Origin of the sequence: Flavobacterium sp. IMCC34518, assembly GCF_027111095.2 — a bacterium.
Taxonomy (GTDB): Bacteria; Bacteroidota; Bacteroidia; order Flavobacteriales; family Flavobacteriaceae; genus Flavobacterium; species Flavobacterium praedii.
The window spans coordinates 2,657,195-2,682,109 of the sequence record NZ_CP114284.2 but is presented as its reverse complement, the minus strand read 5'-3'; the positions used below and the strand labels follow the sequence as shown (position 1 = coordinate 2,682,109).

Here is a 24,915-nt window from a genome sequence, read left to right as displayed (position 1 = left end):
TAAACCCTTAAACAACCATATAACATGAAGTTGACAACCAATCAGATTTTAGAACAAAATCAAGAATTACGCACCAAGTGTTTGGTGTACACAAGAGTTATGGGTTACCACAGACCCGTAGAGAGTTTTAATATAGGAAAAAAAGGTGAACACAAACAACGAACTCATTTTACAGAAGGAAAGTGTTGCTAGTCCAATAAATAGCTTAACCCCTTTTACTTTACTAGATTACCCACATAAATCAGCTTGCATTCTTTGGTTTGCAGGCTGCAATATGCGGTGTTTGTATTGCTATAATCCCGAAATTGTTTTTGGAAAAGGAATTATTTCATTTGAAGAAATCAATCGGTTTTTAAAAAAAAGAATCAATCTTTTGGATGCTGTCGTTTTTAGCGGAGGGGAATGTTTGTTGCATAAAAAGTGTATTTCCTTTATTCGTGAAGTCAAAAAAATGGGCTTTTTAATTAAAATTGACACAAATGGTTCACAACCCGAAGTATTAAAGGAACTTATTGAAAAAGAGAGTATCGATTATGTGGCACTCGACTTTAAAGCAACTCCTTCAAAATTCGAAAAAATAACACAGTCAAAACTTTTCAGCCCATTCGAAAAATCTTTGAATATACTACTTCAAAGTAAAATTCCTTTTGAAGTACGAACAACAGTACATTCCGAATTGTTGAACAAAAAAGATATAGAGCAAATGATTTTGTATTTGGAAAAAGCTGGGTACACTGGTAATTATTACATTCAGCACTTTACAAATGGAGTACCAACCATAGAAAAGTTAGGCCATTCATTTAAAACATTGGAAAATGAAAATCTTTCAACAGAAAAAATAAAAGTACAATTTAGAGGAGGATGAGTATGAAAAAGAGCTGGATTTTGATTTGTTTTGTCAATTTTTTCATTGCGGCACTAATGGGATTATTTCTCCGATGGATGTATATTGCTCCAATTTCAGGAGTCAATTTTCAGTATTTAATGCATGGACATTCTCACGTAGCCATGTTGGGTTGGGTATATTTGATGCTGTACTGCTTGATTATTCACTTTTTTGTTCCCAAAGAAAAACAACAAAAACCCATTTACAATCGATTATTTTGGGTGACCGAAATGGCAGTAGTAGGAATGATGATTGATTTTCCTGCACAAGGATATGCTTTTGCTTCCATTGTCTTTTCAACTTTACATATATTCTGCAGTTACTATTTTTGTTATTTGATTTGGAAAGATGCCAAAACAAATACATATCCAGAAAAAAGAATGTTACACACCTCTTTGTTTTTTCTGATTTTCTCCACATTGGGAGTTTGGTGTCTTGGACCTGCTGTTGGGCTAATGGGGAAATCAAGTCCCTTTTACCAAATTGCGATTCAGTTTTTTCTTCATTTTCAGTTTAATGGTTGGTTTCTGTTTGCAGTTTTGGCTTTGTTTTTCAAACAGTCAAGAATAAAAATAGAGGAAAAAAAATTCCATTTGTTTTATAATTTATTTGTTACCGCAACGGTGTTAACGTTGGCTTTACCTGTGAGTTGGTCACTTACTAATCCTATTTTTTATTGGATAAATAATGCTGGAATCATGATTCAACTACTTTGTTTTGTTCTTTTTGCTAAACTTATTCAACCTCATTTTAAGGTTTTCTTTGCTCCACTTTCCCCTTTAGCAAAAACCGTTTACCGATTTGCCTTGTGTACTTTCGCTTTAAAAGTCATCATTCAATTAATAGTTTTGGTTCCCGAGTTGGCACAGGTATCCCATGAAATTCGGAATTTTGTCATTGGATACATCCACTTGATGATGTTGGGAATTATAACAGGCTTTCTATTTGGATTTGCATTACAAAATGATTATTTAAACTCACAGAATAACATTCAAAAATGGGGAGTCAAAATTTTCTTATCAGGATTTGTTGCAACCGAAATTCTTTTATTTCTTCAAGGCACATGGTTATTCTTAAGAATAGGATCAATTCCTAATTATTACCAAGTTTTATTCTTAGCAAGTATCTTTTTACCTCTAGGCTTATTATTTGTTATTAGCAATCTATTTTATAAGGAAAAAATTAAGCCATTAATCGTTCAAAACTATAGTAATTAATACCAAAAATAAAACTAATTTATTAAATTTGTAAAAAACCAATTATGTTTTCAAAAACCTGCGAATATGGCATTCGAGCCACAATATTCATCGCATCACAATCGTATCAAAACAAAAGAGTAGGACTCAAAGATATTGCAATAAAAATTGATTCTCCAGAAGCCTTTACAGCAAAAATTCTTCAAATATTATCCAAGGACAACATCATTAACTCTATAAAAGGTGTTGGTGGAGGTTTTGAAATCCCTCGAGAAACAATGAAAGACATTAAATTGGCACAAATCGTTAATGCTTTAGAAGGAGACCGAGTATTTACTGGATGCGGTTTAGGACTAACACATTGTTCAGAAGATCATCCTTGTCCTATGCATGAAAAATTCAAATCCATTCGTAATGAACTAGAATTTATGCTTGAAAACACAAATCTAGAAGAGTTAGCTTTAGGAATAAAAACAGGAGATACTTTTTTAAGATATTAACATATAATTAGATATACCAAAGAAGTACAATAAAAATAGGTCAATTAAAATATATTATGACATTATACCTATTATATTGGACTAAAATATAAATTATATTGACATAACAAAAAGTAATCTTACATTTACATGGCATTTTAAGAAATTGAATAATATACTTAAAGTACCATGACAAAATCTAAGCTATCCAATTTAAACACTTATTTAAAATTAGAATACACTGACAAAAATAGCATTTGGCTAACCAATAGTTTGACTCTTCGAAAAATTGTTGGTGTTTTAGGGATGTCGATGCCCATTCTTTTGTATGTATTCTTATACTTCGATAGTGGTTTACACCATCCTTTAGAATCTATAAGTCATTATTACTTTACCCGAGTAAGTAGTATTTTTATAATTATTTTGAGTCTTTTGGCATTCTTTTTAATTATATACAAAGGAAAAAATCCAGTTGACTTCTACATTTCCTTGTTTGCAGGAGTTTTTGCATTATTAGTCATTTTATTCCCAACAAGTAATATAACCGAATTATGTGGTGATGCTTCTAAAAAATATGCTGTTACAATTTTACCAAAAAGTGATTTCAGAATGTACCTTCACTATACCGCCGCGGGCTTATTCTTCATTTGTCTTTCCTATATGTCTTTCTTTTTATTTACAAAATCAAACAAAGATCCTGAACAAAGAGGTACAAAAAAAAACATCCGAAACAGAATTTATAGGACTTGCGGAATATTAATGGTCTTGGCTGTCCTCATTTTGTTTGCAGGTTCGCTTAATATAGTACCACAAACTTTTTTCAGTACATTTCAATTAACTTTTTGGATGGAAACCTTAGCCATCGAAAGCTTTGGTTTTGCTTGGTTAGTCAAAGGCGAAACTTTATTTAAAGATTAATTTTTAAGGATTTATTGAGACTTTTTAAACAAAAAAAAAGGCTCAATTTCTATTAAGCCTTTTTCGTCATTTAAACCACTTCTAATTTACTAATTCAGGAATATTTAGTTCAAACAGTTCTTTTTTATATTGTTTCAATTGATTTTCAATTTTTTCTTTACTTTTTTCAAACCAAGAATTTGAAGCCAAAAGTGATTGATAATAATCTATCCCTTCATTCAAATTACTCTTAAAAGCTTTTAGTTTTTTTAATTGAGGAGCAGTAATACTTTCTGAAAATTCATTGATTTCATTTTTTAAATAATCCATGTACATTTTCAATTCGTTGATAATAACATTTGGACGCTCTTTGTTTCCAAGAACAGAAGCATTCCCATAAATGTGTTTTACCATCTCCAGAAGCGAAACTTCTTTGTCAAAATAAGCCAAATTTGGACCTGGACAAATAACAACTCCTTGAGATTGTCCTTTAATTTCGATATGGTTTTCAAGATAAGAAGCATTGGCCAAACCTACACACAGACATGATTTTTCGGTAATGCTATTTTTCTTTTTATCAAAAGCTTCTTTCGTCAATGAATCCTTCGCGGCATCCAATTCATCCAATTTTAAATCTTGATATTTTCTAGAAGCTGGACACATTCCTTTTGGACCGTATTCTTTGCTTAAAGCCAAGAATTTTTTAGGACATGAACTTCCTGCATTATCTTTTTGAATACGTTTTTGTTTATAATACTCATTTGTAGTGCCTTTTACCGCATTAAATGGAATACCCAATGGTGAAATATGACTCAAATAAAAATCGTCTTCTTTGGCCTTTTCCAATAAAATTCTAGTGTCAGGATCTACAGAAGTTGCTTCAGGAACCAATAAAAATGGAGAACCCCAACCCACAGAATCCACATCATATTGCTCTAATAGAAAATCATGTTCCTCTGCAGTACCAACGCCACCTTGCACCGTAATTTTCAATTCTAATGGCAATTCCGGAACATGTAGCCCCTTAATTTCCAAAGCTTTTACCATCAACTCATGAGCAGATTGAATTAATTGCTCCTTTTTTTGTTTAAATTCTTCAAGAATTGGCCCAAGTAAATACCCATCAGTTGCAAAGGCATGTCCTCCACAATTCAAGCCAGATTCTATACGATATTCAGATACCCAAAGTCCTTTTTTGGCCAAGAAATTACCTTGAATCATAGCTGATCTAAAGTCACTAACTTTCAGGATAATTTTCTTTTGCAAATTATTATTTGCGTCGGGATAAAACACTGGGAAATTTTCAAAATAAGCATACAATCTAGGATTCATTCCCGCTGAAAGAACAACAGATGATGACAAATTACTATTGGCAAAACCACGAAGAGAAGCATGAGCATCATTAAACTCAACTGGTAATTGCTCATTTTTATTAAAATTATCCTTGTCAACTTTGGTCATAATATTAACATCAATTTCACCTGGTGAAAGATTTTCTTCCAGATAATTTTTGATCGTATCTTTAAAAGCGATTCCTTCGTCAATTAGATTTTGCAAACCATTTTTAATCTCCGATTTATTAGGCAACATCGCGATATAATTCTCCAAAGCCTGCTTGCTTTCTGTTAATTCTACCTTGAATTTTTCAAATTTTTCTTTTACGATGGTATCCATCAAATTCAGATATGAAGTCACTCTTTCTGCACGATAATCATGCACTTTTTGAGAGATTTCATTATATGGCATTTTAAATTTTTCACTGTAAAATGCATTCATTCTTTCAATCAAATCGTCATCTATAATAGAAACTACTGAAGAAATTCCATATTGAGCCACTCGTATTGGACTATCAATTGTATATGCCAATCCCATCACTGGAATATGGAAAGTATGAAGTGGTTTTTTTGTTGTCATGCGTCTTATTGGTTTAATAAATATATTAGACAAAGGTCATGATACTAATTTGCTTAAAAGCTGATAAATGTCATACTCCTAAGAAACATATTAGAATAGATTTGCAGGTTGTAAAATTCCTAATTTCAAAGATTTAACAAAAACATTTATTTTGAGCTTTTTAGAACGCATTTAGAAAGATGTAGCTTCAAAGTTTTACCTTATATTTGCATACAATTAATCTTCAATTAAAAAAAACCATTAAAGTTTTTAAAAAATGAAAAGTCTTAAAGAACGTATATTGGAACTAAAAAAAGAGAAAAATGCCGTAATCTTAGCGCATTACTATCAGGAATCCGATATTCAAGATGTGGCAGATTATGTAGGAGACAGTTTGGGTTTGTCACAAGAAGCTATGAAAGTAGATGCTGACATTATCCTATTTGCGGGAGTTCACTTCATGGCCGAAACTGCCAAGATATTAAATCCTTCAAAAAAAGTAATACTTCCAGACCTAAAAGCAGGCTGTTCTCTAGCAGAATCATGCCCTGCAGAATCTTTTCAAAAATTCACAGAAGCACACCCAGACCATATTGTAATTACTTATGTAAATTGTTCAGCCGAAGTAAAAGCACTGACTGATATTGTAGTTACTTCTTCCAATGCAGTCAAAATTGTGGAATCTATCCCAAAAGACAAGCCTATTATTTTTGCACCTGATAAAAATTTAGGAAAATATGTAATGGAACAAACCGGTAGAGAGATGCTGCTTTGGGATGGTTCTTGCATAGTTCACGAAGCATTTTCACTGGACAAACTTGTTGCACTTTACAAGCAAAATCCAGATGCTCAAATTATTGCCCATCCAGAATCGGAAACGCATATCTTAAAAACGGCAAACTACATAGGGTCTACTGCGGGAATGATTGAATATGTAAAAAACAATCCAAGTAACAAATTTATTGTTGCAACCGAAGCAGGTATTTTGCATAAAATGAAACAAGAAGTACCTAATAAAATATTAATTCCAGCCCCATCAAACGAAGACAACACTTGTGCTTGCAGCGAATGTGGATATATGAAAATGAATACCCTTCAAAAAGTATATGACTGTTTATTAAATGAAACACCCGAAATTAATGTCCCTGATGACATTAGAGAAAAAGCGTTAATCCCAATCGAACGTATGCTCGAATTATCCAAATAATGATTACAACCAATTATTTAATTATAGGTTCTGGAGTAGCAGGTTTAACATTTGCCCTTAAAATGGCCAATCGTTTTCCTGAAAAAAACATTACTATTATCACTAAAGCAAACGCTGACGAATCAAATACCAAATATGCACAAGGAGGTATTGCCATTGTTACCGACAAAACCGAAGATTCGTATCAAAAACACATTGAAGACACTCTTATATGTGGAGATGGATTATGCGATGAAACAGTTGTAAAAATGGTCATAACCGAAGGGCCAAAACGTTTGAAAGAATTGATAGAATGGGGTGCTCAATTTGACCGTAATTCAAAAGGCACTTTTGATTTAGGCAAAGAAGGAGGCCATTCTGAAAACAGAGTCGTACACCACAAAGACCAAACGGGTCATGAGATCCAGCGTGCTATTTTGGAACAAGTTATGCAAAAAGAAAACATAGCTGTTCTAGATCATCATTTTGCTTTAGAATTGATTACCAAAGACAATAAATGTTTGGGAGCATATGCCCTTGACGAAAAAACAAATGAAATTATCACCTATAAATCTGATGTTACTTTACTGGCAACAGGCGGAATTGGTCATTTATATGGCCACACGACCAACCCTATAATTGCAACTGGAGACGGAATTGCAATGGCATATCGTGCCAATGCAAAAATTCAGGATATGGAATTTATACAATTTCATCCAACAGCGTTATTTGACAACACGGGTGGATCCAAATTTTTAATATCCGAAGCCGTTCGTGGTTTTGGAGCTCGGCTAAGAACAAAAAAAGGGGAGTTATTTATGCACCTTTATGATTCTCGAGGAGATTTGGCTTCCAGAGATATAGTTTCACAAAGTATCGATTTGGAACTCAAAAAATCGGGTGATGAATGTGTTTATTTGGATTGTACGCATCTTGAAATGGAAGGTTTCAAAAAACACTTTCCGATGATTTACAAGCATTGCATGAAAGTTGGAATTGATCTTGAAAAAGACTGGATTCCCGTAGTTCCTGCTCAACATTATTTATGCGGCGGAATAGTTGTAGACATCAATGGAAAAACCTCTGTAGAAAACTTATTTGCCTGTGGCGAATGTTCCAGAACAGGCTTGCATGGAGCCAATAGACTTGCCTCAAACTCTTTATTGGAAGCGCTAGTGTATTCGGATAAAATATACCATTACTTGGCCGAAAATCCATTTATCGCTCCAAAAACTGAAAATGCAATTCCAAAATGGCCTATCGAATCAAAAACAAAAATAGCACCTGAATACGTTGCACAAACCAAAGCAAAATTACAATTGCTGATGCGTCAAAATGCAGGGATCGTTCGATTTGATTCGGATTTATTAAAAGCCAAAGAAGCACTGAAAAACTTGCAAAACGAAATTGATGAGAAAATAAAAAACCACCTTGTTTGCACGGATTTATATGAATTGAATAATATGATAGACATAGGAAACCTTATCGTTCAGCAATCTATCGACCGAAATGGTAATTGCGGTGGATTTGTAAAATTCACTTCAAAGGATATTAAATAAAAAGCTTAAAACTAAATATATAAATGTCTCTCAACCAATTATTGAGAGGCATTTTTTTTGTTTAAAATTTAGGTTCTTAAGGAAATGTCTCATTTTATAATTATAATTATATAATTATAAAAATCGCATGCCCAAACCTTAGTTCGCGTTTTTGAATTAATTTTAACGATGTTATTTTCTAAGCAAACATAAAACCTCTCGCTTGCAATAAATACTCTTAACATTGCGTGAGGGATAGAAATAAGCTACCAAAGTAGCATGGATAGCCCGACCGCAGATAGGAAAAAGGGCAATGACGACAACGAAACTAGCCCTTTTTTCTAGCTGTGGTCACGCCCAAAAGATGTCTCCAAAACATTTTATACCATTACTGCTTTATTATTGTTGTTTTTTATTACCTGTCGGTAAATAATACAACCATGAAAATCCTATTAGGAATAAGATTAATGAAGCGATAAAAGCAGGTATTAAAATTTCTCTGTTGTTTTCCAAAGCGTTGTTCAATGAGGCATACAACAACCAAATCTGGATGGTGACATTCAATATTAAAATAAATATCAAAGTCGAAAGAATGTTATTCAACTTATTGGGATTCGCTTGATTTTGACTGGTTCTAAAGGTACTCATAACTTATTTTTGTTGTGGGTTGTGAATTTGAGTGATCAGAATAAAACTTAAAGAAATGTTCCTACTATTAACTGACGAATTAAACGGTTTGATCTTTGTGTTGAGAAGCTTTGACGTAAATATCATTTTCCTTAAAAAACACTTCTAGACTTGGCAAGGCTCTTGGCGGTGGCCCAGCTAAAACATCTCCCGTTTTTGCATCAAATGATCCTTCGTGACAGGGACAATGAATGATTCCGGTACCCGGTTTGTAAAAAACGGAACAGGAGAGGTGCGTACATTTTTGCTCATACGCCTTGAAATCGCCGCTTTCGAGGTGAATTAAGATATAAGGTATTGTACTACCCTCGATCACAAAAGCACGGGTTCCACCAACGGGAACTTCATCTTTTTTACACACGAAATGCTCTCCTTCAACTTCCTCTTTTGGAAGTAAATACGCTTTGGCAGCCACAAGACCACTTCCTACCATTAATCCGCCCGAAACGAGCGTAAGGAATTTAGCAAAATCACGACGACTTACATTAGTGGCTTGCTGCTTGAGGATTGGAAAGTCTTTCTTCCAATTTTTATTTAAATTATCTTCTTTTGACATTTCTTTATGTTGTAAAAAAGTTTAAGGTTTAAGGTTTAAAGTGGTACTAAATCAATAAATAATCAACTCCGTACTGCCTTTTGGCATCATGATATTGACTTTGGTATTTACAATTTCTTTGCCAAATATAAAGGTATTGACTGGTGTGCTATTTGGACGCATTTCTTCGATTTCAGTTCTTGTTCCAAAAAACAAAGCGCCACTAGGACATACTGTAGCACACATGGGTTTCTTGCCAATACTGGTTCTATCGTAACACATGGTACATTTCATCATCAAATCATACGATTCTTCTTTTTTGGGCACACCAAATGGACAAGCCATCACGCAATTCGAACAACCAATACATCTTTCTGTATTGGCGGTATGCACAATTCCGTTTTCATCTTTGGATATCGCATCGGCGGGACATACATTAGCACAAACAGGATCGTCACAATGCATACACACCTGAACCGTTGTTTGTATTGTAGAAGCCCGATCGACATAATTCACGTGAATTAAAGTTTCCTGACCATTGGTTTCACATTCGGCACAAGCCATTTCGCAGGCTTTACAGCCAATGCAGCGTTGCATATCTACAAAAAATTCCTCGTTTTTATTGAAACTGGTATAATTCATCTTTATATTTTATAGATTAAACACTCGCATAAGCTGTTGATTCTTTGGAAGGCGCTGCAATCTCTTTGAGTGGTTCCAAGTGGCAAGCACATACTTTGAACTCGGGTATTTTTGAAATAGGATCTAACGTCCCGGGTGTTAATTGATTGGCTGATTTTTTTCCAGACCAGTGGTATGGAATAAAAACTGTATCCTCCCGAATGGTTTCAACAATATTTGCTGGAAAAATTCCTTCTCCCCGACGTGTCGACACCTTGATTAATTCTCTCTGTTGAATTCCGTATTGCTTGGCCAAAGTAGGATGAATTTCTAATAATGGCTCTGGAAACTGATCAACCAACTTCCCTATTCTACGGGTTTGCGTTCCACTCAAATATTGAGATACCACACGTCCCGTCGTTAATATCACAGGAAATTCGGCATCGGTAACCTCTCCCGGAAGTTTGTAAGGTGCTGGATTAAAATGGGCTTTCCCGTCAGGTGTTTTAAACTTTTTATCTTCCCACAATCTTGGTGTTCCTGGATGATCTTCCGTTGGACATGGCCAAAAGACTCCCATATTATCTTCAATCTTTTTATAAGTGATTCCGTTATAATCGGCTGTCCCTCCTTTTGAAGCCACTCGTAATTCATTAAAAATGGCTTCACTATTTTCATAGGTAAACTTATCTTCAACACCCAATCTTTTGGCTAATTCAAGAATGATCGAAGTATCCGTTCTCGCATCGCCCGGAGGCGTTACTGCCTGACGAATTCGGATTACTCTTCCCTCTGCCGATGTGGTTGTTCCTTCTTCTTCTTCCTGCAAAGAACCCGCCAAAACGATATCGGCGTGACGCGCTGTTTCATTCAAGAAAAAGTCAATGCAAACGTAATATTCCAGTTTCTCCAACGCTTCTCGAACATAATTGCTATTTGGCAAAGACACCAATGGATTGAAACAAATAGAAATTAATCCTTTTATTTCTCCACGATGAATTGCTTCTATAATTTCATAAGCCGATAGTCCTTTTCCAGGCATATCTTTCTCATTAATCCCCCAAACTTCCGAAATATACTTGCGGTGCTCCGGATTTTCAATATCTCTATTTCCTGGCAATTGATCGCATTTATGACCATGTTCTCTACCTCCTTGTCCGTTTCCTTGTCCTGTAATGGTTCCATAACCACAATAGGGTCTACCAATTCTTCCAGTTGCCAAAACCAAATTGATGCAACCCAAAACATTATCTACCCCTTTTGAGTGGTGTTCTATTCCACGGGCATGTAGTAAGAAACTCGTTTTGGCTTTGCCCCACAATTCCGCGGCTTCCCTTATTTTATTTTTATCAATTCCCGTAACTTCCTCTGCCCATTCTAGGGTATAGTCTTTTACGGCATCTATCGTTTCTTGAAAACCAGAAGTATAATTATCTATAAAATCATGATCCAGCATATCGTGATCCACCAAATATTTTAGCATTGCACCATATAAGGCCGAGTCAGTTCCAGGACGAACATCCAAATGAATGTCGGCAGTTCTAGCAAGTGGAATCATCCTTGGGTCAACTACTATAATTTTGGCTCCTCGGTCACGGGCTTTCCAAATCCAGTGTGTCAACGTTGGAAATGTTTCACTGATATTGGCACCAGCCACAATAATCACTTCGGCATATTCGAGATCCGAATAATTATTCGAAGCCCTGTCTAGTCCAAATGCTTTTTTGTTACCAGCTCCTGCACTCACCATACACAAACGACCGTTGTAATCTAAGTTTTTGGTTTTAAGCGCCACACGAGCAAATTTTCCAACGAGGTAACTTTTCTCATTGGTTAACGAAACTCCGGATAGCATCGACATAGCGTCATTCCCATACTTCTCTTGAATTCTTTTTATTTCCGAAACCGTTTTGCTCATCGCCTCATCCCATGATGTAGGTACAAAACCTTGCCCTTCTACTCTTTTCAAAGGAGTCATCAAACGATCTGGATGATTATTTTGCAAGTAGCGTTGCACCCCTTTCGGACACAATCTTCCTTCATTAAAGGGAAACTCCATCCAAGGCTCAAAACCTACCACTTTATTTTCTTTCACTAACAATTGGATTCCGCATTGCATTCCACAAAAACAACAATGTGTTTTTATAGCTTCATCCGGTTCATCCCTACCTACATAACCGTCTTTTGGCGCATAGTTCAGCGTGGGTCCAAAATGTTTCACGATATTTTTTTCTGATACTGGTAATTTTGCCATTTTTTTATTTTTTTTTACCGCTAAGACGCAAAGTCGCAATTATTTTTCATTGCAATAATGCTAATTTACGGCTTTTATTATTTTTAATCGATGTATACCTTTTTTCTCTGCGACATAACGTCTTTGCGGTTTATTTTTATCCGAATAAATTTCCGCCTTCAAGTCTGGCTTTTAAATGCGCTTGTGCCAGTCGAGATCTTTTACCCTCAGGGCTCAAATCCAAGTGTGATGTTCCATCATCGTGCGTAAAATTAAAACCCAATTGTTCCGTCACCGTTTTCAAATCATTTATATGCAACTTGGTAGCAAAAGCTTCTCCTGTATGAGGACAAACCGCCATTCCTTGCTTCATCCCTTCCTTTTTGTAAATATGTGCTCCAATTTGTGCCGGACGCTGAATAATATGAAAAAACTTCCCGAAAGGAATCCAAATCAAAAATAAGATTACCGTCACAGCGTGCAAAACTGCCAAGAAATCAAAAGCAAATCCTTTCATAAATTGATACGAATAGGTAAGTCCCAATCCTGTTACTGAAATGGCAATCAATAAAATAAGTGGCAACAAATCTCCTTCAAAAGACTGAGTGGCAATTAAACCGGGATTTGTCAAACGTCTTCTCAAATAATAAAGTGATCCAAAAATAACCAAATACGACGACCAGTTTAAAGCATGAAAAGTCAAAAATGCAACTATAGAATCCAATTTAAAGTCCATGACTTTATATCCAAAAAAGTAAGCTTCATAGACCGAAATGGTATTGGGTGCCATTGCAAAATGAATCCAACCAAAAGTAAGAGGGATTGTAACCAAAAAAGCCGAAGTACATCCCACTGCTATCATAAAATGCGCCACCCATCGGTACTTACCTCTAGGATAAATAAATTTCTGAAAAACAATATTCGCTATAGTTTCTTTTGTGGCAAACCAAAAATGAGAAAACACTTTTCCAGTTACCAAATACGTAATACCCCGTTTGAAATAGATCCATGTGGGTGGTCTTTGCAGCCAAACCGAATAGCGATAGACTATTCCGAAGAAAGCAAACACTGTTCCAAATAAATAGGTTACCAATGCCGCATCAAAATTCTGGAGATTTCTTGAACCAAAAAACACTAACCCAATCATAAAAATGGAAAGACCAGTTGCAATCAGTAATGCTTTCGTATTATATGTTTTGTTTTTCATATTATGTGTATTACTTTCAAATCGTTACAATTCTAATTTTTTGCTCTATTAAGTTACCAAAAGATCTAGAAGAGCTATTGGAATAACCGTTATATAAACTCCCAATTCAGATATTGATACTAACTTGGTTTCTCACATCCTTTGCGGTTGTAAAACCACCAATTAATAACTGTAGCTAAGATAGTGAAAACAATTAAACCATAAAAGAACTGATTTACAGTACCATTAGCTGTAATATTATTTCCAATAAATTTAGAAAAAATAAAAGGTCCAAAAGCGGCAATTGCAGCGGTCCAACCAATTACTCCTGCAGCCTGACGTTGATTATCAGCAAAAATGATCGGATATTGTCTGAAGGTACCTGCATTTCCGACACCCGTAAAGAAGAACATTGCTAAAATCACTCCCACAAACATCGGAAATTGATCCATGCTCGTTGGTGCAACCAAACCTTGCGTCACTAAAAGTATCGCTCCAGTTAAAATCCCTAAACCTGTAATAGTGGTCAAAATTGCACCTCCCACTTTATCCGCCACAAAACCAAAAGCAATTCTACTAGCTGAACCAATCAGTGGTCCATAAAAAGCATATACTAATGGATCTGGAGCATTTGGAAAATCACCATATAAAAATTTAATCATCAAAGGGAATGCAGCCGACATACCTGCGAAAGTTCCAAAAGTCATTACGTAAGTAATCGTACAATACCAAGTATGCTTGTTTTTAAAAATATCCATTTGCTCTTTTATGGAAGCTTGCATTGGAATACTTTTTAAATAAAACCAACTGATAACAGCCAGAATCAAAAGAAAAGGGATGTACCAAAAAGCAGCAGATTGAATGTATACCTCTTTATTTTTCACAGCGGTATTATCTGGACTAATTTTATTTAATATTTTTTCAGCCAACTTTGGGTTCGCATTTGCAATGGCTTTTGATTTTGCTTTTAAAGGCAAAGCTGCAAAAATAACTGCATTATCGGTTGATTGAGTCGCTGTCATAACCGAATCCAATACTGGTTTCTTTACATTTTCCAATATTTTGGTTTGCACATCGGCATCCAATACTCCAAATACTTCTTTTTGCTTTTCTAAACTAGCATTCTGAAAAACAGCAAGCGTTTCTTTTGGATCAATGCTTGTAAATACTGAAGCGGCTCCGTAAATACTCACACTCAAAATAAGTGGGGTAATAAACTGTGCTAGTGAAACCCCAAAATTCCCAATTCCTGCTTGAATTCCCAAAGCGGTCCCTTTGAGCCTTTTTGGAAAAAACAAACTCGTACTTGGCATGTAGGAAGAGAAATCACCCCCACCAAAACCACAGGTAAAAGCCAAAATAGCAAAAACCCAAAACGGTGTATTGGTATCCATCACGGCAAAACCTATTCCAACAACTGGAATTAATTTTATTAAAGTAGCGAAAGCCACAACATGTCGCGTGCCAAAAATGGGTAATATAAAAGTATGAATGATTCGTAAAAAACCAGCGGCTAAACCAGGTATAGCCACCAACCAAAAAAGTTGGTCTTTAGAAAACGAAAATCCAAGTCCCGGAAGTTTGACTGCAATTACGCTCATCATAAACCAGGAGGCAAAAGATAAAATTAGTGATAAAGTGGTAATTGTTAAAGTTTTCCAAGCAATCTTACTCCCTGTTTTTTCCCAGAATTCTTCATTTTCCGGTTCCCATTTGTCTAGCCATGTTTTCATATTGTGTCTGTATTTGAATTATTTTTATATTGATTTGATCAAGTTATTGCAAATTATATTGTCTTACTTATTGTCTTCAATCTCTTTTGTAAAATTTGGTGATTTCACCCGAAGTATTTTGATAATGGTACGGTGCATCCAAAGCAAACAGCCCAATGATATCAGGAAAATAAAGATCCAAGAACTGGTCCAAAGTCCGGTAGAATTCAGTAAATACCCAAAGATAATTGGCCCTACAAAGCCACCTAACCCTCCTATAAGTCCTACCATCCCTCCTACTACCCCAACTTCATTAGGGAAATACTCCGGAATGTGTTTGAAAACAGCGGCTTTACCGATTCCCCAAGAAATTCCGATTAGAATCACCAATACTGCATAAACCCACATATTGGCTTCAAACTTAATTTGGGTGATACCTTTAGCCAAAAGTTCTTTCTTTTTCACCTCTTGATTTTGTTGAACAACAACTTCTTGCCATGATTTTTTTACGGGAAGAATCGATTTCACCTCTTTTTCGGTCACCTCTTTTGTATTTATAGTTTGTGGTTCACCGTCAATTTTTATGGTTGATGCAGATATTTCAGTTACTACACCCGATTTTGCAGCCAAAACACCGGAACCGGCAGTGAGGATTTCCATTTTTGGGAACATCAATAAAAAACTAATCACTATAGAGGATCCCAACACCCAATACATCACTTTTCGAGCACCATATTTATCGGATAAATACCCTCCAAAAGCTCTAATTACTCCCGATGGTAAACTGAACATGGTTGCAAACATTCCTCCCATAACGAGTGTGGTTTGATACACATTCATAAAATTGGGCAATAACCATTGTGAATACGCCACAAAACATCCAAACACCAAAAAGTAATAGGCTCCAAATCGCCAAACTCGAACTGATTTTAATGGTTTTAATAGAGTACTAATATCTTTAGAATCGCCTTGTGGTTTTTTATTTTTGGCAAATACAATAAAAAGTATTCCCATAATTACCAAAACAATTGCATAGGTAATGGGCAGCATTTTCCATCCATTTTCGGGATCATTTTGGGAAAAATCATTTAATAAAGTAGGAGCAATAACCGTTGTTAATGCTGCTCCTGCATTTCCCATACCAAAAATCCCCAAAGCTCTACCTTGCCAATTTTGAGGATACCAAACTGAGGTATATCCAATTCCGACAGCAAAACTGGTTCCTACCAATCCGAAAAGAAAACTCAATACTGCAAAACTCCAAAATGAATTGGCAAATGGTAACAAAAACAACGGAATCGAACAAAGTAACAATAAGGAGGCAAAAATAATTTTCCCACCAAATTTATCCGTTAAAATACCTATTGGCAATCTAAAAATAGAACCTGATAAAATAGGAATCCCAAGAAGCCAACCTACTTCTACTACAGTCCAATTAAAAATGCCTTGGTCAACCAAATAAGTAACTAAAACACCATTTAATGTCCAACAGGCAAAACAGACCGAAAAAGCTAAGGTATTTAAAAATAATATTTTGTGGGATTGATATAAATTACTCATATATAAAATTATTCTGTTTTAAGATCCAATATTTATATTATTTCACATGTAATAAAATAAGGACAAAAAAGTCTTTTATTTGTTTTAGCAAAATTAACATCCTTATAAAAAATAAAATATGATAATTATCAGTAGAAAAATAAATCCAATAAAATTAAAATTTAAAAATACTAAAAAATTTTCATTATTACGAAAATTTATTCTGCAAACTACTCACAAATAACATTTTATATAAATTAAAAGAAAACAAAAATATAAATTATCAAAAAACATACTAAAGAGTTAGAATTGATAATATAGCGCACACCTAAAGCGATGACAATCCTTAAATTTTCCTCTTGTTTGCAATAAATACTCTTAGCATTGCGTGAGGACAATGTCATTATGTTAAGGGTTTCTCACTACGCTTTTTCAAAATATAACTCTCGCAAAGACGCGAAGACGCAAAAAAATGGCTCTTAACTTGGCGTCTTGGCGAGAAAAAACAAAGCTTAACTTAATGACATTGTGCGTGAGGGATAGAAATAAGCTACCGAAGTAGCATGAATAGCCCGACCGCAGATAGGAAAAAGGGCAATGACGACAACGAAACTAGCCCTTTTTTCTAGCTGCGGTCACGCCCAAATTTATATTTTGATGGCAAATGCTATTTTGGGTCAAAAAAAAATTGATTATTTATTTAAAACCAGCAAAAAAAGCATTAATCTAAAATATTTACACCCCCTTTTAATATTTATTGCTTTTTTTAGGTCAAGAAAAAGCGAATCGCTATTTTTGAATCCCTTCTAAACTTACCCAAATATGAAAAAAAATTTTTATGTTGTGTTGTTCTTACTTCTAACAACTTTTTCGGCTTTTGCTCAATTAAAAAGCCCTTCAGAATTCATTCCCAGTTATGGTAAACAAATTACGTATTACCATCAGGTGGAGGATTATTTCAACTATTTAGTTGGAGAATCAAAACTCATCAAAAAGCAAAAATACGGAGTTACAAATGAACAACGAGATTTGAATTTATTTTACATTTCTACTCCCGAAAATTTAGCCAAACTAGAACAAATAAGAAACAACAATCTTGCTGCAATTGGCATGTCTAACACTAAAACTTCGGCCGTTGAAGATAAAGTCATTGTTTGGATCAGTTTTAATGTACATGGAAATGAATTTGCTGGAACCGAAAGTGCCTTAACGGTTGTCTATGAATTACTAAATCCGACAAATGAAGCTACCAAAACATGGTTAAAAAATGCGATTGTCATTCTGGATCCATGTATCAATCCTGATGGGTATTCTAGATATGGAAATTGGTTAAGAGAAATTTCGGGAAAGAAAACACATCCTGGATTGTATGACAGAGAACATATGGAAGTTTGGCCAGGAGGACGATACAACCATTATATTTTTGATTTGAATAGAGATTGGGCTTGGCAAACACAAACCGAAACGCAACAACGAATCGCTATGTACTATCAATGGATGCCTCAAGTACATGCCGATGTACATGAAATGAGTTATGAATCTCCTTACTTTTTTCCGCCATCTGCTGAGCCCTTGCATGAGTTTATAGAGCAATATCAAAAAGATTTTCATCTACTTTTAGGTAAAAACATTTCGGCCAAATTTGACAAACAGAATTGGACGTACAATACCCGTGAGCGCTTTGATTTGTTTTACCCAAGTTATGGCGATACATACCCAACCTACAACGGTGCCGTTGGAATGACATTGGAACAAGGCGGAATTGGCGCTGGAAGAGAAATTACAATGGAAAACGGAGTCAACTTAACCATAAAAGACCGTTTGACACACCACGCCACAGCCGTACTTACAATTATAGAAAGCGCTTCAGAACAAAAAGAGGCTTTACTAAAAGGCTTTAGAGACTTTAACATCAATGCTCGAAAAAAAGTTAAAGGAACTTACAAAACCTACGTCATGAAAAACAATCCAAAATTGGATCAAATGGCCGTTTTATTAAAGAAAAATAATATCGATTTTGCTTATGCTGATGCGTCTGCAAACGAATCAGGTTTTCATTATCAAACCAAAAAGAATGAAAGTTTTAAGATAGAACCCAATGATTTAATTATAAAAGTAGATCAACCCAGAGCGGTCTTAACCCAAGTGCTTTTTGAACCCAATCAAAAACTAAATGATAGTTTATCGTATGACATTACAGCTTGGGCAATACCACTTGCGTATGGCGTCGAAGGTTATGCAGTAAAAAACAGCTTAAATATCAAAACAAAAACAACCATTGAAGTTCTCGAAAAAAAGATCCCAAATTCGGTTTATGCTTTTCATATACCTTGGAATAATAGAACTTCAGCACAAGTAGTTTCTCAATTACATCAAGCGGGTATCAAAGTGAGATCGGCCATGAAAAAAGCCATTTTTGGAGATGTTATAATTGAACCAGGCGGGTTAATTGTAAGCAAAGCTGATAACCCGAAAGTGGTTGATTTTGAAAAAACAGTAAGTGATATTATCAAAATTAAATCGGATTATAATTATATCGCAACGGGATATTCTACCAATTCAAAGGATTTGGGTGGTGAAAATTTCATCCTGCTTAAAGCCCCGAAAGTACTATTGTTATCCGGAAAAGGAGTAAGTTCAACCGAATTTGGTGCTACGTGGTTTTATATGGATGAAACTATTAGTTATCCTGTGAGTATTGTAGAAACTGCCAACTTTAGCAGAGTTAAATTATACAATTACAACACTTTGATTTTGGCTGATGGGTATTATAATTTATCGGATGAGCAAAAAACACAAATTGATGTTTGGATAAAAAATGGCGGAAAAGTAATTGCCATGAATGCAGCAAATTCTTTGTTTGAAGACAGAGAAGGATACGCTTTAAGTCCATTTGCTAGTGCAGAAGACAAAGAAAAATCGGAGAAAGATGAAAAAGAATTGGAATTGAAGAAACGTTTCCTTGATTTTGAAGGATCTGAACGAAGAGCCATTTCGGGTTCTATTCCTGGTGCTATTATGGAAAATAAAATAGACCAAACCTATCCAATGGCTTTTGGGCTTGGCAAGACCTATTACAGTCTAAAAACCAATGAAAAATGTTATCCTTTGCTGAAAAAAGCGATTAATGTGGCTTACATTCCGAAAGATTATCACAGTTATGGTTTTGTTGGGAACGACATGAAGAAAAAACTAACTGAAACCGTAAGCTTTGCCGTTGACAAAAAAGGAGATGGATCTGTAATTTATATGATTGACAATCCTTTGTTTAGAGGTTTTTGGGAAAACGGAATTCTATTGTTTAGCAATGCTTTGTTTTTAGTGAATTAAAGTCTAAAAATAGAAAAGAAAGGGAGTATGATCGTTTTATCATACTCCCTTTTTGTTATTTAAATATGCCCTTTGCGGGCGCAAGCAAGTATACATGCTTACGAACAGGTTTCAAATCTGTTACCGTTTACGAAATAAAATTAATGCCGCTTTAGATCTCAATCAATTACTTTAAATTGTTTCATCTCTTGCAATGGCTCGATAGAATTGTAATCTTTCCATATCTTGGGATCATAAGATTTAATGGTTATAAATTTAAAATCCTCTTCCTTTATTTTTTCAATTGCTGCAGCTGATGTTTCAGAACGAGACATATTTAGGAATTCGGTTTTGTTGAGAATATTGGCTTCCATTTTAAAATCAAATGCCAATATATCTTTTTCGCTACTGGTCAATTCTATAAGTTTTAAAGGTCGATTTAGATAAAAGTAATTTCCGCTTTCTATTGCAGCATACTGCATGTAATAACTATCGTCTTCGACTCTTTTTTTGTAAATTATTGTCCCTTTACTAACATTTTCGGACACTTTAATTCCTAAAAGAAGCTTCATATTAAAATTATGCACCTTTTCACCTTCGTCTAGAATATATTCGGTTTTCAAGACGGCATAATCGTTTACAGAAATATATAATTTGCCTACATACATGGCTTTGCTTTTTCGAGGTTTAAAAGTTAGAACGTAAGCAAATTCATTTTGATTCGTGTAGATTGTACCTTCAAAAGTATAGTAATACAATTCTGGCCTTTGTATAAAATCGAATCTCTTGTTACTTAACAAATCATTTTTATACATAAAATTGTTAAGATTACTTTTTGTAGCAGTTAATTGATTTTTTGGTTCTTTGTCTTTACTTCGATTTTTATTGAACTCTTTTCGAAATGATATCGTATCCCTTGATCCTATAAGACCACTCTTTATTCTGTAATACTTGGTGGTATCGAGATGCTGAAGCATCAAGTTTTTGGCTTTTTTTTCTAAATCTTCTAGAGATGTAGACTCTCCTTCCTTTTTTAAGACAGTGGCTTTTAAAACATTTAATTTTGAGGTAAACACAAACTTATCTGCTTTTTTTGTTTTAACCGAATAATAATTACATAGAATATCGGTAAATGACAATGGTGGATGCGAAATTAATTGATTAGAAAAAGTCTGCAGGTCATTGTTGACTTTTGACAATGCTTGCTTGCTAAAACCCGTTGATTTATTAATCTCTACATCGATTATTGAAGGATTAAAATAATTAGAGGATCTGTAAAAGAACATTTCTTTTGACCCTTTTTCTCCGGTAGTATAATTTTGACTTAAGTTGGCTTTAACATTTGCCATGATTTCGTAGGCATTCGGTTTTTTATTCGACACGACAACATCTTTCAGTTCGTATATTCCGGGTAACAGTTTAATTATAAAATCGAGTTTTTTCAATTCCCCAACGGTCAGTTGTCTATTTACAAAACCCAAATAGGAAACCGTAAGTAGGGTTTCATCTGTACTGTTATTTTCAGAGAGTGCAAAAAAACCTTCAGCATTAGAGACTAGGTTTTCGGAATCGTTTACCTTAATATTAGCATACGGAATACTTTCTCCCGTTGTGGAATCGATGATTTTTCCTTTTGTGTTTTGAGCCATTCCAAGCTGAAAGAAAAGTAAAATATTAAAAGCTATAAATAAATTTGTTCTCATCGATATAATATTCGTTCCTAAACAAGACTAATTTATGGCGATTTTGTTACAGATTTTAGAAAACTTCTTACCAATAGCAAAAATTTAGAAGTAAAGTAATCTATTTTAAAATCAAAACTATTACTTTAAAATAAATGATTTTGTATAGATTTACTTATAAATACTATGATTTATCTTTTTATTATAAGTAAATATTTGTTACAAATAAGTTCCAGTGGGAATTTTTGAACTTTGAAAGTTTTTTTAAAACCGTTAAATCAAATTGGATTGAGAGAATAAAATTCAGACTATATTTTTACACTATTCTTGATAGTTTTTCTTCCGTTCCATTTCGTCCTTTATTCTTTTGTTGACATCTACTTTTGCACCTCGCAATACATAAATGGAGATTTCAGGTTCTCTGGCAAATTTATTGATTCTTTTGCCTGCCAAATAAACGGTGTCAAACAAGGGGATTTCTGTTTTTCGGTCTTTGTCATCATCGTTTTCCTCTTTTACCAAAATAACATTTTTGATTTTTTTATCTAATAGAAACCAATTGATATAGTCAGCATTAAAGGAATGCGCGACCACTTTATTATTAGTCGTATAATAGTTGATTGCCCCTGCCTGTCCATAATTATCACAAAGAATTAAGGTGTGTTCCAAATCTGGTAATGTAGCTACAACAGAATCTACCTTTATAGCCAATTCTTTCCAGCCCAGCATATCGGCGAAATCTTGTGGTAATAAATGGTCTTTACCGTCTTCCCAATGAAGCAACCCGTATTTTTGATATGGTTTGGCATGATTTACAATGTATTCCGGGCTTTTGTTTGGAAAGAAAGCGTTGTACATCTGGATAAAAAACAAAATCGGTATTAAAATTAAAACGGGTTGTAAATAGCGTTTCCAACCTTCTTTTAGTTGGTTGCCCAGATAAACGGAGCCAAAGGAAATGTAAATAGGATAAAGCCCGATAGCATAATAATCTTTGGCTTTGAAATACATAAAAACAGCCAGTGTAAAAATAATGCTCCAAAAAAACAGCCTGTATTTTTGGAACGGTTTGTACAATAACAAAGCCAACCATCCCGATACAATTACAAAAAAAGAACCAATAAAAAAGAGCAATTGTGATTTTAAAAAATCCAATCTGTCTACATAAACCAATTGTGTATCCGCCAATTCTTTTAAATGATGAATTACGGGAAAGCTATTGTCATATTGCCAGAAAAGGTTGGGTGCAATTATCAACAAACCTAAAACAAGAGCGACGTACAATTTAGGCTGACCAAAAATTTTGCGTTGCTCTGTCAAGACAATTGCAGGAATCAAACCGATAATTAGAAAACCAATGTTATACTTATTTAGAAAACCTATGGAAAATAAAATCGCACCGATGAAAATCCATTTCGTGTTTTCGGTATTGATGTATTTGATTAGTATCAAATAAAAAGTAGTCCAACACAACACATCAAAAGAGTTGGGTTGGTATAAAGTATTCAGCCTTAAAAGTGCTGAAAAGAAAACACAAGTTGCTCCCAAAACCAAGGCAAACAAATTGCCTTTTAATTCTTCAATGGCTTTCCAAACGACCACAATCGTCAAGGCCCCAAACAAGGCAGGAAAAAATTTAACCCAAAATACCGAATTCCCCAAAAGATAAATAAGATAAGAAATCCAGGAAGTAAAAGGAGGAACCGATAAATAACCCCAAGCCAAATGATGAGCTTGATCAAGGTGCAAATATTCGTCTCGCTGTAAATCGTAATCGGAGCTTATTAAAGAATACTGCAAAATAAATTTCAATATGATGAAGCTGAGGAGTATTAGTGTTTTTTTTGTCATTGGGGATTTGTCAGTTATGAGGATTGATGCTGTTATTTTAAATGTAAATATAAAGCTACCCGCAGTTAAAACCGTGGGCTATAGTAAAAATATCTGAAAAACTATTGATTGATTATAAAACAACTGACTTTCCACCAAACATCTTGTGAACTGCGCGAGGGCAATGTCATTAAGTTAAGCATTTTTTTTTCTCGCCAACACGCAAAGGCGCAAAGTTAAGAGCCATTTCTTTGCGTCTTAGCTTCTTAGCGAGAGTTATATTTTGAAAAAGCGTAGAGAGAAACTCTTAACTTAATGATATTGTGCGTAAGGGATAGCGCCAAATTACCGAAGTAATGGCAATAGCCCGACCGCCGATAGGAAAAAGGGCAATGACGACAATGAGACTAGCCCTTTTTTCTAGCGGGGGTCACGCCCACACGATAATTGTTGTTATCTATTTACTGTTGTATTGAGAACCTTGAACAATTCCTCTTTTCTCGATTGTGGAGTCGATGAAATGTTGTATTTGAGTTTTTTTCATCCCCCAATTGGGTGCGATGAGCAGATCCCAATCGGAAATTCCGAAGAGGCGTTGAATGACGATATCGGGACGCAAGAGCGGGATGAGGTCGCAAAGCAAATCGGTATATTGTTCTAAAGTAAAGAGTGGAAACGGGTTTCGCTTGTAGTGCACGCCCATAATAGAACCTTCGACGATGTGCAAATGATGGAATTTGACGAATTTTATTTGGGGGAAACGGTTGATTTCGGCAATGTAGTTGAGCATCATTTCTCGGGTTTCCCAAGGGAATCCAAAAACGGTGTGCACGCACAAATCGATGGGACTATCTTTTAATAATTCTACAGCGGTGATGAACTCGGCGTGGGTACACCCTCGATTTATTTTTTCTAAAGTTTCGTCATACATCGATTCCATTCCCATTTCGAGGTCGACATCGAAACGGTCGCAATAGCTTTCGAGCAGGGCAACTTTTTCAGCATCGATACAATCGGGACGTGTTCCTACCGAAAAGCCAACGACTTCTTCTGGATTGAAAGACAAGGCGCGGTCATAGATTTCTTTTAGATAATCGACACTAGCGTATGTATTGGTGTTGGGCTGAAAATAGACTATGAATTGGTCTGCTTTGTATGATTTTTTGGCTCGCTCCATGCCTTGCAACAACTGCTCTTCGATGGTAGGCGCTTTTCTGGAAATATCGGGTGTGAAAGAATCGGTATTGCAATAGGTGCAGCCGCCGTAGCCTTTGAGTCCGTCGCGATTGGGACAACTAAAATTACCGTCTACAATTACTTTGAAAACTTTTTTACCATTGTATTTTTCACGGAGATGGGTGCCATAATTGTTGTACCCTTTTTTGTTGGATTCTGTTTCTGCCTTCATTTTACAAAGGTATTCACAATTGTATAGTGCTAACAATGACTTTTATCAGGGATTTTAGATTTTGATCTTATAATAACCTGAAACTTTTTTTGGAGCAG

General features: G+C 34.9%; 19 protein-coding genes. 8 read left to right on the top strand and 11 right to left on the bottom strand.

Annotated features, from left to right (window positions below; translation table 11 throughout):
- Positions 1-24 precede the first annotated feature (24 nt).
- The 5 genes from nrdD to OZP06_RS11325 all read left to right on the top strand — a co-directional run bounded on the left by nrdD (position 25) and on the right by OZP06_RS11325 (position 3,479).
- A complete protein-coding gene (nrdD, locus tag OZP06_RS18035) occupies positions 25-192 on the top strand; it encodes an anaerobic ribonucleoside-triphosphate reductase (RefSeq protein ID WP_116763518.1) in 168 nt (55 codons plus the stop codon).
- Positions 146-865: an anaerobic ribonucleoside-triphosphate reductase activating protein gene (locus OZP06_RS11340; RefSeq protein WP_348651431.1), complete on the top strand. Its 720-nt coding sequence runs from the start codon at positions 146-148 to the stop codon at positions 863-865. The genes nrdD and OZP06_RS11340 overlap by 47 nt, the downstream gene beginning before the upstream one ends.
- Positions 866-921: 56 nt before the next feature.
- Positions 922-2,103: a hypothetical protein gene (locus tag OZP06_RS11335; RefSeq protein ID WP_281323738.1), complete on the top strand. Its 1,182-nt coding sequence runs from the start codon at positions 922-924 to the stop codon at positions 2,101-2,103.
- Positions 2,104-2,147: 44 nt separating this feature from the next.
- Entirely contained in the window at positions 2,148-2,582 is a 435-nt protein-coding gene (locus OZP06_RS11330; protein WP_269221939.1) for an Rrf2 family transcriptional regulator, read from the top strand.
- Between the two features lie 168 nt (positions 2,583-2,750).
- Positions 2,751-3,479: a hypothetical protein gene (locus OZP06_RS11325; protein WP_281323737.1), complete on the top strand. Its 729-nt coding sequence runs from the start codon at positions 2,751-2,753 to the stop codon at positions 3,477-3,479.
- 81 nt (positions 3,480-3,560) lie between these two features.
- On the opposite strand, the gene OZP06_RS11320 is transcribed toward OZP06_RS11325, so the two are convergent.
- Positions 3,561-5,372 carry a hypothetical protein gene (locus OZP06_RS11320; RefSeq protein ID WP_281323736.1) on the bottom strand — a complete coding sequence of 604 codons (1,812 nt, stop codon included), beginning with the start codon at positions 5,370-5,372 and terminating at the stop codon, positions 3,561-3,563.
- 256 nt (positions 5,373-5,628) lie between these two features.
- Between OZP06_RS11320 and nadA the strand changes: the two genes are divergently transcribed.
- Both nadA and nadB read left to right on the top strand, forming a co-directional pair.
- Positions 5,629-6,558: a quinolinate synthase NadA gene (gene nadA / locus OZP06_RS11315; RefSeq protein ID WP_281323735.1), complete on the top strand. Its 930-nt coding sequence runs from the start codon at positions 5,629-5,631 to the stop codon at positions 6,556-6,558.
- The gene (gene nadB, locus OZP06_RS11310) at positions 6,558-8,096 is read left to right on the top strand and encodes an L-aspartate oxidase (protein WP_269221937.1); all 1,539 of its coding nucleotides are present in this window, start codon (positions 6,558-6,560) and stop codon (positions 8,094-8,096) included. Before nadA ends, nadB begins: the two co-directional genes overlap by 1 nt.
- A gap of 378 nt (positions 8,097-8,474) precedes the next feature.
- On the opposite strand, the gene OZP06_RS11305 is transcribed toward nadB, so the two are convergent.
- The 7 genes from OZP06_RS11305 to OZP06_RS11275 all read right to left on the bottom strand — a co-directional run bounded on the left by OZP06_RS11305 (position 8,475) and on the right by OZP06_RS11275 (position 16,609).
- A complete protein-coding gene (locus OZP06_RS11305) occupies positions 8,475-8,723 on the bottom strand; it encodes a DUF6755 family protein (RefSeq protein WP_269221936.1) in 249 nt (82 codons plus the stop codon).
- A 79-nt stretch (positions 8,724-8,802) separates the two neighbouring features.
- On the bottom strand, positions 8,803-9,318 hold the full coding sequence (locus OZP06_RS11300; protein ID WP_281323734.1) for a Rieske (2Fe-2S) protein: 516 nt from the start codon (positions 9,316-9,318) through the stop codon (positions 8,803-8,805).
- 51 nt (positions 9,319-9,369) lie between these two features.
- Positions 9,370-9,939: a 4Fe-4S dicluster domain-containing protein gene (locus tag OZP06_RS11295; protein ID WP_116763495.1), complete on the bottom strand. Its 570-nt coding sequence runs from the start codon at positions 9,937-9,939 to the stop codon at positions 9,370-9,372.
- A 16-nt stretch (positions 9,940-9,955) separates the two neighbouring features.
- A complete protein-coding gene (locus OZP06_RS11290; RefSeq protein ID WP_281323733.1) occupies positions 9,956-12,172 on the bottom strand; it encodes a molybdopterin oxidoreductase family protein in 2,217 nt (738 codons plus the stop codon).
- A 136-nt stretch (positions 12,173-12,308) separates the two neighbouring features.
- Positions 12,309-13,358 (bottom strand): MFS transporter, encoded by a 1,050-nt coding sequence (locus tag OZP06_RS11285; RefSeq protein ID WP_281237765.1) that lies wholly within the window; start codon positions 13,356-13,358, stop codon positions 12,309-12,311.
- Between the two features lie 119 nt (positions 13,359-13,477).
- Positions 13,478-15,070, bottom strand: a complete 1,593-nt coding sequence (locus OZP06_RS11280; protein ID WP_269221933.1) for an MFS transporter — start codon at positions 15,068-15,070, stop codon at positions 13,478-13,480.
- Positions 15,071-15,133: 63 nt separating this feature from the next.
- Positions 15,134-16,609, bottom strand: a complete 1,476-nt coding sequence (locus tag OZP06_RS11275) for an MFS transporter (protein ID WP_281323732.1) — start codon at positions 16,607-16,609, stop codon at positions 15,134-15,136.
- A gap of 801 nt (positions 16,610-17,410) precedes the next feature.
- On the opposite strand from OZP06_RS11275, the gene OZP06_RS11270 reads away from it, so the two are divergent.
- Positions 17,411-19,918 carry a M14 family zinc carboxypeptidase gene (locus OZP06_RS11270; protein ID WP_281323731.1) on the top strand — a complete coding sequence of 836 codons (2,508 nt, stop codon included), beginning with the start codon at positions 17,411-17,413 and terminating at the stop codon, positions 19,916-19,918.
- Between the two features lie 158 nt (positions 19,919-20,076).
- On the opposite strand, the gene OZP06_RS11265 is transcribed toward OZP06_RS11270, so the two are convergent.
- From OZP06_RS11265 to OZP06_RS11255, 3 genes are all read right to left on the bottom strand, one after another.
- On the bottom strand, positions 20,077-21,600 hold the full coding sequence (locus tag OZP06_RS11265; protein ID WP_281323730.1) for a carboxypeptidase-like regulatory domain-containing protein: 1,524 nt from the start codon (positions 21,598-21,600) through the stop codon (positions 20,077-20,079).
- A 300-nt stretch (positions 21,601-21,900) separates the two neighbouring features.
- Positions 21,901-23,430 (bottom strand): glycosyltransferase family 39 protein, encoded by a 1,530-nt coding sequence (locus tag OZP06_RS11260; protein WP_281323729.1) that lies wholly within the window; start codon positions 23,428-23,430, stop codon positions 21,901-21,903.
- A gap of 436 nt (positions 23,431-23,866) precedes the next feature.
- Positions 23,867-24,853 carry a TIGR01212 family radical SAM protein gene (locus tag OZP06_RS11255; RefSeq protein ID WP_281323728.1) on the bottom strand — a complete coding sequence of 329 codons (987 nt, stop codon included), beginning with the start codon at positions 24,851-24,853 and terminating at the stop codon, positions 23,867-23,869.
- Positions 24,854-24,915: the final 62 nt, after the last annotated feature.

Bases quoted from the DNA above. Each gene is read 5' to 3' on its own strand.
- nrdD (WP_116763518.1), top strand. From the start codon at position 25: ATGAAGTTGACAACCAATCAGATTTTAGAACAAAATCAAGAATTACGC.
- OZP06_RS11335 (WP_281323738.1), top strand. From the start codon at position 922: ATGGGATTATTTCTCCGATGGATGTATATTGCTCCAATTTCAGGAGTC.
- OZP06_RS11330 (WP_269221939.1), top strand. From the start codon at position 2,148: ATGTTTTCAAAAACCTGCGAATATGGCATTCGAGCCACAATATTCATC.
- OZP06_RS11325 (WP_281323737.1), top strand. From the start codon at position 2,751: ATGACAAAATCTAAGCTATCCAATTTAAACACTTATTTAAAATTAGAA.
- OZP06_RS11320 (WP_281323736.1), bottom strand. From the start codon at position 5,372: ATGACAACAAAAAAACCACTTCATACTTTCCATATTCCAGTGATGGGA.
- nadA (WP_281323735.1), top strand. From the start codon at position 5,629: ATGAAAAGTCTTAAAGAACGTATATTGGAACTAAAAAAAGAGAAAAAT.
- nadB (WP_269221937.1), top strand. From the start codon at position 6,558: ATGATTACAACCAATTATTTAATTATAGGTTCTGGAGTAGCAGGTTTA.
- OZP06_RS11305 (WP_269221936.1), bottom strand. From the start codon at position 8,723: ATGAGTACCTTTAGAACCAGTCAAAATCAAGCGAATCCCAATAAGTTG.
- OZP06_RS11300 (WP_281323734.1), bottom strand. From the start codon at position 9,318: ATGTCAAAAGAAGATAATTTAAATAAAAATTGGAAGAAAGACTTTCCA.
- OZP06_RS11295 (WP_116763495.1), bottom strand. From the start codon at position 9,939: ATGAATTATACCAGTTTCAATAAAAACGAGGAATTTTTTGTAGATATG.
- OZP06_RS11290 (WP_281323733.1), bottom strand. From the start codon at position 12,172: ATGGCAAAATTACCAGTATCAGAAAAAAATATCGTGAAACATTTTGGA.
- OZP06_RS11285 (WP_281237765.1), bottom strand. From the start codon at position 13,358: ATGAAAAACAAAACATATAATACGAAAGCATTACTGATTGCAACTGGT.
- OZP06_RS11280 (WP_269221933.1), bottom strand. From the start codon at position 15,070: ATGAAAACATGGCTAGACAAATGGGAACCGGAAAATGAAGAATTCTGG.
- OZP06_RS11275 (WP_281323732.1), bottom strand. From the start codon at position 16,609: ATGAGTAATTTATATCAATCCCACAAAATATTATTTTTAAATACCTTA.
- OZP06_RS11270 (WP_281323731.1), top strand. From the start codon at position 17,411: ATGAAAAAAAATTTTTATGTTGTGTTGTTCTTACTTCTAACAACTTTT.
- OZP06_RS11265 (WP_281323730.1), bottom strand. From the start codon at position 21,600: ATGAGAACAAATTTATTTATAGCTTTTAATATTTTACTTTTCTTTCAG.
- OZP06_RS11260 (WP_281323729.1), bottom strand. From the start codon at position 23,430: ATGACAAAAAAAACACTAATACTCCTCAGCTTCATCATATTGAAATTT.